A 15,942-nucleotide genomic window follows, 5' to 3' on the forward strand; every position below is an offset into this window, starting at 1 on the left:
TATGTTGAAACCCTTTGATCTTGCAGGAGTACTTTTTTTGTACTTGTGCTTGCTTTCGTCAATTGGGTGTAAGAACAATAATCCTGAATCATCCACAGAAGGATCCACTAATAATCTCCTGGCAAAATATAAAAACGAAAAACTTGAATTTACTGACATAGAACCTTTGCTTCCTGTCTTTCAATCTTCAGAAGACAGTGTTCAGTTCATATCTGTTTTGGTGGAAAAGTGGATCAGAAATAAGGTTTATCTGGAAGAAGCCAAGATGAATTTTAAAAGCAACGAGGAAATTGATAAATTGGTTGAAGATTATAGAAATTCTTTAATTCTTGATGCTTTTGAAGAGAATTTATTCAATCAAAAAATAGACAGCAGTATTTCAGATCAGGAGTATCTCAACTATTACAATCAAAAAAAAGCTGAATACAAATTAGAGAGTCCGATTTTGAGAATGATGTTTGTGAAAATTTTGAAACAAAATCTCGATCAGAAAATATTTAATCCACTTTGGGAAAAACCAGACGGTGCAAGGTTATTGCAGTTACAAAAATATTGCCAAAACAACGCGGAAGTAAGTTTGCTTCAAATGGATAAATGGAATAAATGGAATGATATAAAAGAAATTATGCCCTCAAAGTTTGTCAATCTGAATACTTTACAAAGCGGACTAAATAGAGAATTCGCAGATTTTAAATACAATTATTTTTTAAAGATTCGTGAATTGGTAAAACCCAACGAAACCCCACCTTTATCTTTTTTTAAAATTCAGGCTACCAAGTCTATTCTGCATGATCGCAAAGAAAAAATCATAGAACAAGCCAAATCAAAACTTTACGAAAGAGAACTAAAAAATAAGTCCATCCAGAATTTTGTAAAATAATTTAATCTGATCTCCTGCGTTATCCATAGGCCCCAGATACCTCAACAGCAAACAATTATGAAAATTATAATATATCTGATTATCGTCTTTCTGAACATTTTTAGCATAACGCTTAATGCACAGAACAATTTATATGTAGATCGTATCATTGCCAAAATAGGTGGAGAAATTATTCTTTATTCCGATCTCCAGGATCAAAAAGCTTATGTAAAGGAGAGGCAGGGAGCAGCTTTGAACGAAAGCGATGATTGTGCCATATTAGAGAATTTATTTCTTCAAAAATTTATGATTCATCAGGCTAAATTGGATAGTATCGAGGTGAGAGATGAAGAAGTTGAACAACAGTTGGATGCTAGAATTGACCAGATTCTGCAATACATGAACAACGATACTAAAAAGTTTGAAGAATACTACGGCCAAACTATTGCACAGGTACGAAATCGATTCCGAGAAGATCTGAAAAATCAATTGCTTACTGAAAGACTTCAAAATAAAGTGATAGGTAATGTGAGTGTAACTCCACAGGAAACCGATGTGTTCTTTCGCAGGATTCCTAAAGACAGCCTTCCTTACTTCAGCTCTGAAGTAGAGATTTCCGAAATCCTCCACAAACCAAAACCAAATAGTGAAGCCATCAAAAATGCAAAAGAAAAACTAAATAAACTTTTAATCAGGATCAAAAACGGAGAAAGTTTTGAAAAACTTGCACAAACCTATTCCGATGATCAGGGTTCCGCAAAAGCAGGTGGTAGTCTTGGGTGGATGAAAAGAGGAAATCTTGTTCCTGAATATGAAGCCGTCGCATTTAATCTTGAAAAAGATTCCGTTTCAGGCATTGTAGAATCTGAATTTGGATACCACATCATTCAATTGCTCGGAAGAAGAGGAAATAATATCAATACTCGCCACATCCTGATTAAACCTGAAATCACAGAGGAAGATTACAAAAAATCTGAAAAATTTCTGGATAGCATAAGAACTATAATCCTTAAGGACTCCATGCCATTCGAACTTGCGGTTAGACAATTTTCTGATAAAAAATCGGAAACTTACAACAACGGAGGTCAATTGATTAATCCTAAAACCGGAAATAACTATTTCGAAGTTGCTGATCTGGAACCAGATGTTTATTTTGCAATCGATGCACTTAAAGTTGGGGAGATTTCTAAACCTGTTGGCTCAAATGACCAGGAAGGAAAAAAGTATTTCAGGATCTTTAAATTACAATCCCGGACCAATCCCCACAAAGCAAGCCTGGAAGCCGATTATGCTAAAATCCAAACTGCTGCAAAAGAATTGAAAAAGAATGAACACTTTAAGAAATGGTTGGACCAAAAGATTCCAAAAATATATGCTGAAGTGGATCCGGACCTAAAATCTAATTGTCCTAATTTACAATCTTGGGGAGGTGCCCATAACTAGTTTTTTTCAACATATTGGAAACAGGACCTAGGGATTGCCTGTGATATAAATCTTTAAAGCATTTTTGTTTGGATGCAAATTACCTTTATGGGTTTACTGCTATTAGAAGAATTCTAATTTTCTATTCTTCAAAATGGACAAAAAAAAAGAGATCGGTTCATACCCCCCAGCGAACCGACCTCAGAAATTGTTGTATCTAATTTCTTGGATACTTACCGGATTTCTCCGACAATTATTCTATTGCAGAAACCTTGCCAATTTTTTAAAAAATTTAATTTTTTTTAATATTTATCGAGAATTAATTTAAATCATATTGTAAATTCTTGAATTACAACAAATTATGAAACCTTACTAATTTATATTAATTTGCATTGCATGTCTATCTCGGTTTAAAAATCTTATCCAGACTCTATATTACATATATAAACTAAATGGTTAGAGAACAATTGCGCCTCAACTGTTCCGTTATGCTTACATCTCTGCTTATGAAATGCATAAAAACTGCCACCAGGTCTCGAATGATCTTGATACAAAGCCTGCTGGTTTTTATATTCTTAGCCATAATTAATCCCCTTTTAATTGCTCAGTCCAATGAAGGAACGGAATTTTGGTTCAGCTTTCTGGAACACAGAGACAGGGGAAATGCCAGGTTGTGCATGATTAGTTCAAAACATAATACTTCTGGAACAATAAGTATGGATGCCATTGGATGGTCAGTCAACTTTAATTTACCAGCGAATACCATCATCACCATATCTATCCCTCCCGAAGCAGAAAACTTTGGATCTGAAATTAAAGCCAGCAAAGGGGTAAACGTCATAACACAATTGCCGAGTTCGGTTTATATACACCAGTTTCATGAATTTCGCTCCGATGCAGCGCTCGTATTGCCCATAAGCTCTTTGGGTAGTGAATATTATGCCATGACCTACTCAGGATATGAAAACAATGATGACCATTATCCCTCAGAATTTGTCCTTGTTGCCACCCAGGACCAAACCATGATAGATTTGGAGTTTTCAGCCGATACCCGTGGTGGTCAAAAAAAATTCAGTACACAGCAGATAACGCTTGATAAAGGAGAAACGTATCAAGTACAAGCTGCTAAAGTAACGGATGACTTAAGCGGGACTTATTTAAGGGGAAATAAAAATTTCGCCGTGTTTAGTGGCAACAGATGGACTCAAATTCCTACAGGATGCGGAAATAGGGATAATACTTTGGAGCAAATGTATCCCATTGAAACCTGGGGTAAAGAATTTATCGCCGTTCCTTCAAAATTTGTCAACTATGATTTGTTTAGAGTTTTGGCAGCAGAGGACTTTACAGAAGTGGTGATTCACACTTATAATCCATCCTCGCAACAAACCATAACGTTGAATAAAGGACAATGGCGTGAATTCAGGTTAAGCCAAAAATCCGCTTACATTAAGAGCAATCATCCGGTAATGTTGGCTCAGTTTCTAGTAGGTGGCAATTGCAATGGATTGAATGGACTCGGTGACCCTTCTATGGTTTTGCTCAACAGCATTGAACAATACAGAGATACCGTGACCTTATTTAATTCACCTTATGAAAATATCATCAACAACTTTATAAACATCATCATACAATCTCGAGACAGCTCAAAACTGACGGTTGATGGGAAAACATTGAACCAATGGGGAGCTAATCTAACTACAGTGGGCGACTCCAATCAGTTTGCTTTCGTTCAATTAGAGGTAAAAGATGGACCACACACACTTATTTCACAAGGATGTGGTCTCATTGCGGTAGCCTATGGTTATGGTCAAGCTGAATCCTATGCCTATGGAGGTGGGGCTAATTTTTTTAAAATTAATCAAATTCCCATTCCTGATGGTTCCTGTCTCAACGACAGTCTTTTGATGAAGTCCGGACTTCCTCCTTCCAGATTTACAGTCTCCTGGGATTTAGGGGATGGAACACGTTCAAATCTTCACGAATTTAAACATCGTTTCAAGGCATTGGGAAATTATACGGTTCAGTTATTTGTCCATGATTTATGCAGAAATACATTCGATACTCTGGATAAAAAGATACTCGTAACGCTTAGACAAGGCTTAACAGCTTATCCGGATACAACAGTTTGTATTGGTTCGGAAATTACTCTTCATGCTGTTGACCGGGATGAGAGCAGCTATCTATGGACAGGCCCCAATGGGTTTAACTCAGACCTACAAGATCCAAGATTGACCATTACAGATGTTCTGCAGTCAGGAACTTATACCGTAATGAGTGATTATTATGGCTGCGCAAGCTTTCCTAAAAACCTGTCTGTTATAGTTCATGAAAATCCAAAGCCCGATTTAGGAAAAGATCTGTATTTCTGCCCAGAAAGGGAAAGTGTCATTTTGAAAACATCTTATTCTTCCGGATTGGTTTGGCAGGATGGATCAATGAATCCGGAATTTATTGCAGACAAGGCAGGTCTGTACAGCATCCAGGTCACGAACGAATATTATTGTATTGGAACAGATTCGATCCTCCTGGAAGAGCGTTGTCCCGCAGAATATTTCTTTCCGAATATTTTTTCACCAAATGGTGATGGAATAAATGATTTCTTTTTACCAAAAACTACTTATTTAAATAGTTACAAACTTCAAATCTTCAGTAGATGGGGAGAGTTACTTTTCCAATCTGAAGATCCAAACACAGGCTGGGACGGCACAGCAAATGGTCAGGTTATGGTACCTGGAGTTTATGTTTATGTTTTTTCCTACACAGGTTATGATGATCGATATCAAACCCTTCATAAAACGGTTTCCGGAGATCTTACGCTGATCCGTTAACTGAGATCGTATCATTTAAGTTCTGACTCGGAAAATCAGGAAAGATCGTTTTCATCTTTGAACAGTGCCTTAAATATGCATTTTCCGGAATTCCATTAATCTAATAATAATTTATACATATTATAGAATTATAAATATGTTTTTATCAGACATGGATAATATAAACCTGGGTGTCCAATCTAATTTTGATTCATTAATCACATAAAAATTATGATCCATGAAATCAAAATTAAATTTCACTATCCTTTTGTTGTTTGCATCAGGTTTAATTTCCTCTCTAAGATCTGCTGAAGTTATGCCGGGAATACTTATTGCCGGAATAGAAATTAAAGGTTTTCCAAATGACTCCAATCAATTAGTCAATATCTGTATGTATGAATTGAAAAAATTAAACATCTATGATGTACTTAACCAAAAAGATGTAGAGTTTTCAGCGAAAGAAAATAACATTGATCTTACCAATTGTATGAGCAAACAATGCATGACCCAAATTGGAAAAGCCCTTGGTGTAGAAAAAGTGATCGGAGGCAGCATTGAACAATTTGGTGAAAAAATATATATCTCATTTCGTTTGCTGAATGTCCCCGGAGGAAATATGGAGAAAACATATAGCCAGGAATTTATGGCCTTTCCAGATCGTATTCCGTTGATGATTGAGATTACGCTAAGAAAAATGCATGGACTGGAAGTGGATGAGGCAAATCTGAAAACACTAACTTCAATCCAAAGTCTCGAAAGCACTTTAAACAATCCAAAGATCACCCGGCTTAATTTGAGTGGTCCCCGATTTGGATTTGGATTCATTGCAGGTCCGGACGCAAAAGATTTCCGCAGACCTGAAAAAGAAGGTGGCTGGGGAAGTTCACCGATCCTCTCCCATTTTGGCTATCAGTTTGAGATTTCTTACTTGAACCAAGGTAATATTCAGGGGCTATTTGAATTTCTTCCTTTGGTCTCCGGTGTTGAATATGGCTCCTTCATACCCAGTTTTACCTTCCTTCATGGAATCCGGTCAAATAAAACAGGTTTGGAATTTACCATTGGACCTACATTCAATACAACAAGAAGAACGGAGGGAGTTTACCTTGATGAAGGATGGACCTCCGTCAAAAAACCTAAAAGGCCTTTAACTATGGAGGAACTTAGTAACTCCAGAGAATCCCTTACACAAAGCGGTATTACCAAGATTGAAGGCGGATTAGCCATTGGTTTTGGAAAATCCTTTAGAAGTGGTCACGTTAACTTCCCAGTAAATGCCTATGTAGTTCTTAGAAAAGATAGTCCAAGATTCGGACTCTCTATTGGATTCAATACAAAAAAGTAGCATAAATCACAACATGAGAACACCCTTTAGAAAGGCCCGAAAATATTTTCGGGCCTTTCTAATTTTACAAATAGCCTCTGACTTTCTTAACTTTGCAAAAATTTTGGTCCATGCGTTTTCAAATGTTTGTTTTTGCAGTGTTGTTCAGTATGGTTTCTTACGGACAATCGGCTTACGTTCATCCTACCATTTACGATAAATTAAAACAGCGGACGGAAGTTGATGTGATTGTACTTTTAAAGGAAAAGGCTGACTTTCCGCTTTACAGGGAAAATTGGTCAAAGGAAGAAAAATCCACCTATGTGTTTCAACAACTGTCAACCCTTGCGGCCAAAAGCCAAAAATCTCTTTGTGACCATTTTAATAAATTAGGTCTTGAACACCAATCTTTTTGGATAGTCAATGCCATTAGAGTTAAAATTAATCAAAGCCTTTTACAAGAGATTGCCTCAAATCCAAACGTCAAAGCCATATTTTTTGATGAGCCTTTTTCCAATAATTTAGGACAGGACCTGAGTTTTAATAAAATGCAGCAAAGGGCTCCGGAAATCACTTGGGGGTTGACCAGGATTGGGGCAGATAAGGTTTGGCAAATGGGATTTGAGGGACAAGGCGTAACACTCGCTGGAGAAGACACCGGATACAAATGGGATCTGGAAGGCATAAAAGAGAAATATAGAGGATGGAATGGAACTTCCGTGGACCATAACTACAATTGGCATGATGGCATTCACACCATCAGCGTTTTGAGCGCGGACAGCCTCAACCCTTGTGGACTAAGTCTTAAAGAACCTTGTGATGACAATGGCCATGGCACTCATACTGCCGGCACCATGGTAGGAAGTACTACGGACAATTTGTATGGGGTTGCCCCTAAAGCTAAATGGATAGGATGCAGAAATATGGAACGAGGTAATGGAGCGCCATCCACTTACATTGAATGTTTTCAATTTTTTCTTGCGCCTACGGATCTGGATGGAAAAAATCCTAAACCAGAACTTGCTCCTCATGCAATTAACAACAGTTGGTATTGCAGTCAGTCAGAAGGCTGTAATGCTTCCAATTATGTGTACATGGAGGAAGTCATCAACAATCTGAAAAAGGCCGGAATTGTGGTAGTGGTTTCTGCCGGAAATGATGGTGTAGGTTGTGGTACAATCAGCAATCCTCCTGCTATGTTCGAAAACAGTTTTACGGTAGGTTCTTTTGCATCAAATGATACCATCAGTGGTTTTAGCAGCGCAGGACCGGTCCGAATCGACAGCAGTGGCAGAATAAAGCCAAATGTTGTTGCCCCAGGCTCTTATGTTATTTCCAGAACCCTGTCCGGAGAATTACAAGGGTGGTTTGGCACAAGTATGGCCGGACCTCACGTGGCCGGATTGGTTGCATTGATCATAAGTGCGCATCCGGCTCTGGCAGGACAAGTTGAAAAAATTGAAACCATCATTGAGTTAAGTGCACGTCCGGATGATGCAATCATTGATTGCGAAGGATTGGTTAATTCTGCTCGCCCAAATCATGTATATGGCTATGGTAAAATTCAGGCAGATGCTGCTGTCAAAATGGCACTTCTTTTAAAAATCGAAGAAGAGCAAAGAATGCTAACCGGTTTTACTATAAGCCCTAACCCGGCATCAGATTTGATTAAATTAGAGTTCATGGATGACGAATATCGCACCATTCAGGTTTATGACTTGCTTGGCCACCTGTTAATCGAAAAAATAATCACCCAGAAAATCAGTCTTGTTTCCATATCAGATCTACCTAAAGGAATTTGTGTATTTAAAGTAAAAGAAAGCGGACTTTCCCGATTGTTTTTGAAAATCTGATGATTAAATGGCCATCCAACTACATAACAAGGTCAATAGAGAAATCCTGATAAAAAAAATGAAGGAAAGTAGTGTCCAGAGAACTACAATTTCTTTTTATAACTACGTAAAAATTGCGAATCCAGAACTATTCAGAGATCACTTGTATTTGATTTTTGATAAATTAAATGTACTGGGAAGAATCTATATTGCGCATGAAGGTATCAACGCACAGATTTCTGTACCCAATGAATTTCTGGATCAATTTAAATCTGAAATATCAGAAATCACTTTTCTGAAAGACATCCGCTTGAATTATGCAATCGATGATGATGGAAAAAGTTTTTTCAAGCTTAAAATAAAAGTTCGTCCTAAAATCGTTGCCGATGGTTTAGATGATACTCGTTTTGATGTGACAGATTCTGGAATACATTTGGATGCAGAAGAATTTAATAAATTAACCGATAAAGAAGATGTGATAGTGGTAGATATGCGAAATCACTATGAAAGTGAGGTCGGCAAATTTGAAAACGCAATTACCCCGGATGTAGTGACTTTTAGAGAATCTTTGCCCATTGTTGCAGATTTATTGGCAGAAAAAAAAGACCATCCTGTGATCATGTATTGTACAGGAGGGATCCGTTGTGAAAAAGCTTCCGCATATATGAAGTACAGGGGATTCAAAGATGTTTACCAACTGAATGGAGGTATCATTGAGTATGCCCGACAGGTTAAAGAAAAAGGACTTAAAAATAAATTCATCGGCAAGAACTTTGTTTTCGATGAAAGGTTAGGGGAAAGAATATCCGAACAGGTGATCAGTAAATGTCACCAATGCGGAGCAATCTGTGACAGTCACACAAATTGTCTTAACGATCAATGCCACATACTCTTTATCCAATGCCCAACCTGCTCGGAAAAGTATCATCAATGTTGCAGTCAGCGATGTGCCGATTTTCTTTTACTTCCGGAAGAATTAAAAAATGAACTGGCCGGAAAATTAGAGTTTAATGGCTCTGCCTTTTCCAAAGGTCGCTACAAAGCCTTGGGAAAAGATGAACACCTCGATTTAACATAATCTGTTTAGATTTTCTCCATACTTCTTTTTACAAAATCAGTCAGGGCTGCTCCTTTGAGCATTTGCTGTTCCAGGAGAGCCAGTTCCAATAAATAGGTAGCAAGTGCCTGTCTGGAAGAATCCTCCGTAATAGTGACCAGTTTTTGAGCAATGACAGGATGATTTGAATTGATGATTACGGTATGGGAATCTTTAAACATGTCATCCTGCTCACCACGAGCAATATGCATCATATGTTGCATCTCAGACATTCGTCTCAAGAATTCAGGACGAACAATCTGAATAGGTGGGTCATTGGGAGAAAGTGCTTTTACTTCAGTACTTGAAGCTGAATTAACAGACAATTGTTTGAATAATTCTGTTACAGATTTTTGCTGATCTTCATTTAATACAGACTCTGGTTTTTCATCAAGATCTATGAGTCTATCAACCGTGTCTGAATCGATACGTTTGAAACTCATCTCTGCCTTGTATTCCAAATGCTGAATAAAATGATTGTCGATAACCTGATCCATCAATAAGACATCGTATCCTCTATTTTTACATTGTTGTATAATACCGTGATGCAATAACGGATCATGAGTATACAAAACATTCAATCGTTTGTTTTTATCTGTCTGTACGTCCTTAACTCTTTCCTTATATTCTTCTATGGTTTCATAAACCTTATCCACATTTTTGAATAGTGAAAAAGCCATTGCCTTTTCAGCAAATTTTTCATCTGAAATTAATCCGTATTTGATAAAGGTCCCAATGTCATCCCATTTCTTTTCAAAATCAGCACGATCTTTTTTAAACAGATCCTGTAGTTTTTCTGCTACTTTCTTGGTTATGTAACCTGTTATTTTACGGACATTGGCATCAGACTGTAAATAGGATCTGGAAACATTGAGCGGGATATCCGGTGAATCAATTACCCCATGCAATAACATCAAAAATTCAGGTACTATTTCTTTTACATCATCCGTCACAAAAACCTGATTGGAATACAGGTGGATTTTGTTTTTTTGAATCTCAAATTGATTTTTGATTTTTGGAAAATAAAGTATTCCGGTAAGATTAAAAGGATAATCAATGTTTAAATGAATCCAAAATAAAGGCTCTGTGGAAAATGGATACAACTCCTGATAGAAGGCTTTGTATTCTTCTTCTGTAATGTCATTCGGAGATTTTTTCCAAAGTGGATTGGTGTTGTTGATGATGTTCGGAACTTCTATTTCCTTCTCTTCTTCTCCTTCTTTAATGGTTTCTTTTTTTGTACCCAGTTGGATTGGAACAGGTAAAAATTTGCAGAATTTATCCAATAAGGTTTGCAATTTGAATTCCTCGAGATATTCCTGTGCATCCGCACTTAGATGAAGTACTATATCCGTCCCACGATCAGCTTTTTCATCCGTCTGAATGGTATACTCGGTCTCACCATTACAAGTCCATCTTACCGGCACAGAATCTGTTTTGTAAGATTTCGTGATCACTTCTACTTTCTCGGCCACCATAAAAGCAGAATAGAATCCAAGACCAAAGTGTCCGATAATATTTAACTCATCTTTGTATTTGTCTAAAAATTCCTGAGCAGAAGAAAAGGCGACTTGGTTAAGGTATTTATTTACTTCTTCCTCGTCCATACCAATGCCACGATCACGAATGGTCAGTGTTTTACTATCCTTGTCCGGAATGATTTCAATATTCAGATTTCCAAGCTCTCCTTTCATTTCTCCCCTATTGGAGAGCGCTTTTAATTTACTGGTTGCGTCAATAGCATTGGAAATTAATTCACGTAAAAATATCTCTTGTTCAGAGTAAAGGAATTTTTTGATAATTGGAAAAATGTTTTCCGTTTGTACAGATATCTTACCGCTTTGCATAGTCTTTTAAATTTGGTTTTGTATTGTCAAAGCCTGTGCCAGTCAGTTAAAAACTGACAAAATGACAATTGTAAAAAAGAAAAATCCCAGTCATTTGACCGGGATTTTATTTATCAAGGATTGATTTTTAATCTTTAATCCAACGCTTGGTTGTTTTGAGTCCGCCGGATTGGATTCTGACCAGGTAAATGCCTTTTTTATAATGATCCACACCCAATTCCAAATTGGTATTGTATGGATTAAGACTACCTTTTTCAATAAGTTGACCCATGAGATTAAGCACATAGTACTCTCCTTTAACCGGCTTCTCTAATTGAAGAATCAAATTAGACTTTACCGGATTGGCCAGAACATGAAAGTCTGGTCCGCCTGAAGGATTGGTGGTTGAGCTGGTAATGTCAAACTTGTTCCCGGAATTTAACACCTCCTTGGTATTGATGTCCTGAACCCAAACCAATACATAGACTTCATTCTCAACCCAAGAAGGGTCAATGGTTAATGAATAACTTAAATTTTGACTTCCACCATTGTCGGAAAGGGAAATAGGGTCGCCATCAGCCTGGCTGATAAATTTTCGAAATACATTATGGTGTACTTTTTCTCCATTTGGAGAAGCTAAGTTTATTTTTCGCTCTACTGCCGCTGCGTATACCCTAAATGTCCCTGATGGCTTATTTCCAACAGTCTTTATTTCTACACTGATGTTCCTTAAGCTGGAACCGGTTTCTTTCACCACCACTTGCACGGGGGAGGTCTTGTTTAACTCAGCGTCCAATACAGCAGCATTAACGGATGATAGAGATTTTTTGGAAGTACCATGAATAACCAGTGTGGGTGTGCTGTTTATTGCATAATAATTTGCTCTTAGCGAATTCTCTGTTTTGTTGGCCTGGTATAAAGTACAAGCTGTGTATGGAAATGAAGGATGCACCGTCATGTGGTGATAATTTCCTTCATACTTTGTGAGAAGGCTATAAAAACTAGGATTTCTAGCACCACAGATGCCACAATATGTATTTGTAAAGTGCTCCATAAAAATATAACGCTTTGCTTGCGCGTTGATATCAGAAGCTATTTGGATGATCAATAAAGAGAGGAGTAGAATTCTTTTCATAAGCATGTATTGCAATATCAGTTACAAAAATAATTAAACATCGCCATATTGCATAATGTTCAACATATTAATTATTTTTGTAATATTATCTTGACTTGCATAGATTGCGGGAATTTTATTGGGGTTCTGTTTTCCAACGGTTTACATTGATCGGCATATTTGTCTGTATCAGTAGGGTTTGTTATGCCCAGGAGACCTTGCGGCAAGATTATTACCTAGCCACTAAAGATAGTTTAAGGCTTTCGGACAGTCTTAACTTTTACTTTCCCGAATCCTTCTGTTATTCCAAAGATCGTTCAGTAAGTTTTGGCTATGAAAAGTTAAAAATTTCAGGGTCTACCATATACTTTGGCCCTGAACTGATTAAGCAATACGACTCTCTATGGCTTAGCCTGCGTGTCTTTCCAATTGTATTCAACAAATATAAATTTATTCTGGACTCTTCCCTCCACCAAAATGCTGCTATTCCGGATTATGCCCTGGAAGGTTACCGTCCAAAGAAAAATACAGACTGGTGGGATTCCAAAGGCATCGAATATTCAGGTAACTATACCCGTGGATTGAGTTTAGGTAGCAACCAATCCTTAATTTTGAATTCTGCACTTAACCTTCAGCTGAGTGGCGATCTTGGAGATGGAATTACCTTGACAGGTGCCATCTCGGACAATCAGATTCCCATCCAGCCCGATGGAAATACCCGGCAAATACAGGAATTCGACCGGTTGTTTCTAAAATTGAGCAAAGGGAAAAACAGTCTCACTGCCGGAGATTTTGAACTGACCAGGCCGATCGGTTATTTCCAAAATTATTACAAAAAATCTCAGGGTGGATTAATCGATTACTATCATAATCTAGGCAAATGGAAGTTAAATCATAAATTATCCCTTGGAATTTCAAGAGGTAAATTCAACCGGCAAAATATCCTCATTGTTAACGGCAATCAAGGACCATACAGACTTAAGGGCCGTGATGGAGAAAGCTTTATCATTCTATTGGCTGGAACAGAAAAAGTATTTATTGATGGAATTCAGCTGACCAGAGGGGAGGATGCGGATTATGTAATGGATTACAATCTTGCGGAAATTCGTTTTACACCAAAGCGCCTGGTAACGGACCAAATGAGGGTCTTTGTAGAATTCGAATATGCTGATCAGTATTATCTACGGACCATAAACACCTACAATGCTCAGGCATCTAAGGGAAAATGGTTTACTTACCTAAATTTTTACCAGGAGAAAGACAGTAAAAGACCCGCCGTATCTTCCGACCAGGATTCTACAGATCGGGTAATTTTATTTGCCAGTGGTGATCAAAGTGAATTGGCTGTAAGGTCAAGCATAAGTAAAAGTGGAAATCAATTTAATCCAAACAGAATATATTATTCCTTAAAAGATACCAGTGTTCTGATCCAGGGTCAGCTTCGTTTGTTCAGTATACTGGAATATAATGACATGCCGGACAGCAATTCCTTGCAGGCCTCTTTTGCTGAAATAGGACCCGGGAAAGGCACTTATCAACTTAAACGTTCTAATGCAAATGGCAGAGTATATGAATGGGTAGGATACCATCCATTAACTGGTGTTTTATTGGGTTCTTATACCCCTGCAATTCCGCTTATCGCTCCACGAAGTCACAGCATGCTGATGACAGGTGTCCACTATAACTCATTAGAAAAGGATAAAGCCGGTTTTAATTTGGAGACGGGAATTTCACTATTGGACAAAAACAGGATTTCATCCAAAGATGATGGTGACAATATTGGTTTCGCCTCACGAATTGATCTTCGTAGCCAGAAATATTCCAAAAAGTGGTTTGGCATTCAAATGATGGGTAATCATGAGTTTAACGATTACAGGTTTGTTGCTTTAAATCCCTACCGAAATCAGGAATTCAGCAGAGATTGGAACATTCAATCTCAAACCGGTTCCAGAGATCAAATCTATACCGGACGCGCGAACATGATTTTTGGAAAGCATTTGAATTCCTTTGCAGAATACAAGGCTTTCGATCGTTCCATAGGCTTTAAAGGAAGCAAACAGGAAGTGGGTATTCAATGGAATGATGGCCTGCAGTCATTTCAATTAAAACTGGATTTCCTACAAACAAAAGCTGAATTGGAAAAAACTAACTATAACCGTCCCGGTTTTAAATTCTCCAGGCAATTTGGAAAAAAAATTAGTGTACAAACTTATTTTGAGCAGGAAGTAAATTCAAGGAGATCAACCCAACAAGACAGTCTTTTTCTCTCGAGTTTTTACTTTAATGTTTACGGAGCAAATTTTAAATATGAGAGCAGTTCAGCCTGGATTCAGAAACTGGATTTTCGTCGTAGAACGGACCAAATTTCAGAAGGAAAAAACTTTCAAAAATTCAGTATTTCTGATGAACTCACTTTTAGTTCGAGCATTCCAAAATCTAAAACAGGACAATGGGATGGACAACTGAGTGTTAGAAACATCAGTTATTCAAATCCAACTTTGAATGATTCGCTTGGACAATATTATTTTCTTGGTCAAATGGATCATTCTCTATCGCTTCAAAAAAACTCAATTCGCATCAAGAATGTCTATTCCATTCAATCCGGGGCTGAGCCAAGAGTAGAGTTTATTTTTGAAGAGCGCAGACCTGGGGATGGTGATTACATTTTTATGGATTTCAATGGAGATGGTATTCGCCAAATTCAGGAATACGTATTTGCACCTGAAGTGGACACCGCTAGATTTGTCCGAATTCAATTGTTTAATTCTGAGTACATTCAGACATTCCAATCTTTGTTGAATCAGGTTGTTCAGGTGGATTTTAACCGCTTGCTGCCTTCGCTTCATCCAAAGAATTTTTTGCGCAAATTATACTTTGAGTCTATCCTTAGATTTAATTCGAAACTAAGCCCAGAAACTGAATGGTATCAACAAATTAATCCCTTTGTTTTAAATCAATTGGGAGAAAAGTCATTAGCTTTTCAGAAATTTTCCCAACAACATTTGTATGTCAACAGAGCAAATCCACGATATGAAATTCAACACTCCATACTTAGCAGCAGTAATCGTCAACTGCTTACTTCAGGTGTGGACGAAAGAACCATTCTTGAATTTCAATCAAAATCACGACTGACTACATTTTCAAAAATGGATTGGATATTTACCTACAACTTTAGAAACGAAAAGAAATTTACCGAATCATATGCGTTACAAAACTATCTGATTGAGTCTTCCAAATTTGAAGGTAATCTGGTGTATCGAATCCATCAAAACCACAGAATAAACGGATCCTTTTTATACCGAAATTACAAAGAGCTGGAGACCAGTTTTGAAAAAGCCGGTATTAAACAATTTCAAATTGGTGGTCAAAGTACCATTCGAAAAAAAATCTCCTTGCGTTCTGAAGTCAAATGGATCATTATCGATTATAGAGGTAATTCAGGTACTGCAGTAGAATACATCATGCTGGATGGATTTAAAGATGGAAACAATTTAAGCATGGAATATTATCTGGATATTAAGTTTTCAGATGTCATCACAGCGCAATTTAGTTACTTCGTTAGAAAATCTGCCGAGTCTACGCCTATCCAAACAGGACGGGCTTCGATCAGGGCTAATTTCTAAATGAATCTAAGGATCAACTCGATTCCATTTCACCAA

At 37.5% G+C, this 15,942-nt stretch carries 9 protein-coding genes; 7 read left to right on the forward strand and 2 right to left on the reverse strand.

From position 1 onward, the window contains the following. Window position 1 precedes the first annotated feature (1 nt). The 6 genes from IPJ83_07590 to IPJ83_07615 all read left to right on the forward strand — a co-directional run bounded on the left by IPJ83_07590 (window position 2) and on the right by IPJ83_07615 (window position 9,325). Window positions 2–880, forward strand: coding sequence for a hypothetical protein (locus tag IPJ83_07590; GenBank protein ID MBK7880404.1), 879 nt, complete (start codon window positions 2–4; stop codon window positions 878–880). Between the two features lie 57 nt (window positions 881–937). Next, on the forward strand, window positions 938–2,302 hold the full coding sequence (locus IPJ83_07595; protein MBK7880405.1) for a peptidylprolyl isomerase: 1,365 nt from the start codon (window positions 938–940) through the stop codon (window positions 2,300–2,302). 485 nt (window positions 2,303–2,787) lie between these two features. Next, on the forward strand, window positions 2,788–5,112 hold the full coding sequence (locus tag IPJ83_07600) for a gliding motility-associated C-terminal domain-containing protein (GenBank protein MBK7880406.1): 2,325 nt from the start codon (window positions 2,788–2,790) through the stop codon (window positions 5,110–5,112). A 217-nt stretch (window positions 5,113–5,329) separates the two neighbouring features. Then, entirely contained in the window at window positions 5,330–6,436 is a 1,107-nt protein-coding gene (locus IPJ83_07605; protein ID MBK7880407.1) for a hypothetical protein, read from the forward strand. A gap of 110 nt (window positions 6,437–6,546) precedes the next feature. Next, the gene (locus tag IPJ83_07610; GenBank protein ID MBK7880408.1) at window positions 6,547–8,268 is read left to right on the forward strand and encodes a S8 family peptidase; all 1,722 of its coding nucleotides are present in this window, start codon (window positions 6,547–6,549) and stop codon (window positions 8,266–8,268) included. Window positions 8,269–8,281: 13 nt separating this feature from the next. Continuing rightward, window positions 8,282–9,325, forward strand: a complete 1,044-nt coding sequence (locus IPJ83_07615; GenBank protein MBK7880409.1) for a rhodanese-related sulfurtransferase — start codon at window positions 8,282–8,284, stop codon at window positions 9,323–9,325. A gap of 5 nt (window positions 9,326–9,330) precedes the next feature. Here IPJ83_07615 and htpG read toward each other — a convergent pair whose 3' ends face one another. Continuing rightward, window positions 9,331–11,190 carry a molecular chaperone HtpG gene (gene htpG, locus IPJ83_07620; protein ID MBK7880410.1) on the reverse strand — a complete coding sequence of 620 codons (1,860 nt, stop codon included), beginning with the start codon at window positions 11,188–11,190 and terminating at the stop codon, window positions 9,331–9,333. Window positions 11,191–11,317: 127 nt separating this feature from the next. Continuing rightward, entirely contained in the window at window positions 11,318–12,304 is a 987-nt protein-coding gene (locus IPJ83_07625) for an Omp28-related outer membrane protein (GenBank protein MBK7880411.1), read from the reverse strand. 146 nt (window positions 12,305–12,450) lie between these two features. Here IPJ83_07625 and IPJ83_07630 point away from each other — a divergent pair, with 146 nt between their 5' ends. After that, window positions 12,451–15,906 (forward strand): hypothetical protein, encoded by a 3,456-nt coding sequence (locus tag IPJ83_07630; GenBank protein MBK7880412.1) that lies wholly within the window; start codon window positions 12,451–12,453, stop codon window positions 15,904–15,906. The last annotated feature ends 36 nt before the right edge of the window (window positions 15,907–15,942 follow it).

The sequence above is a fragment of the Candidatus Vicinibacter proximus genome (assembly GCA_016713905.1).
GTDB classification, from domain to species: Bacteria; Bacteroidota; Bacteroidia; order Chitinophagales; family Saprospiraceae; genus Vicinibacter; species Vicinibacter proximus.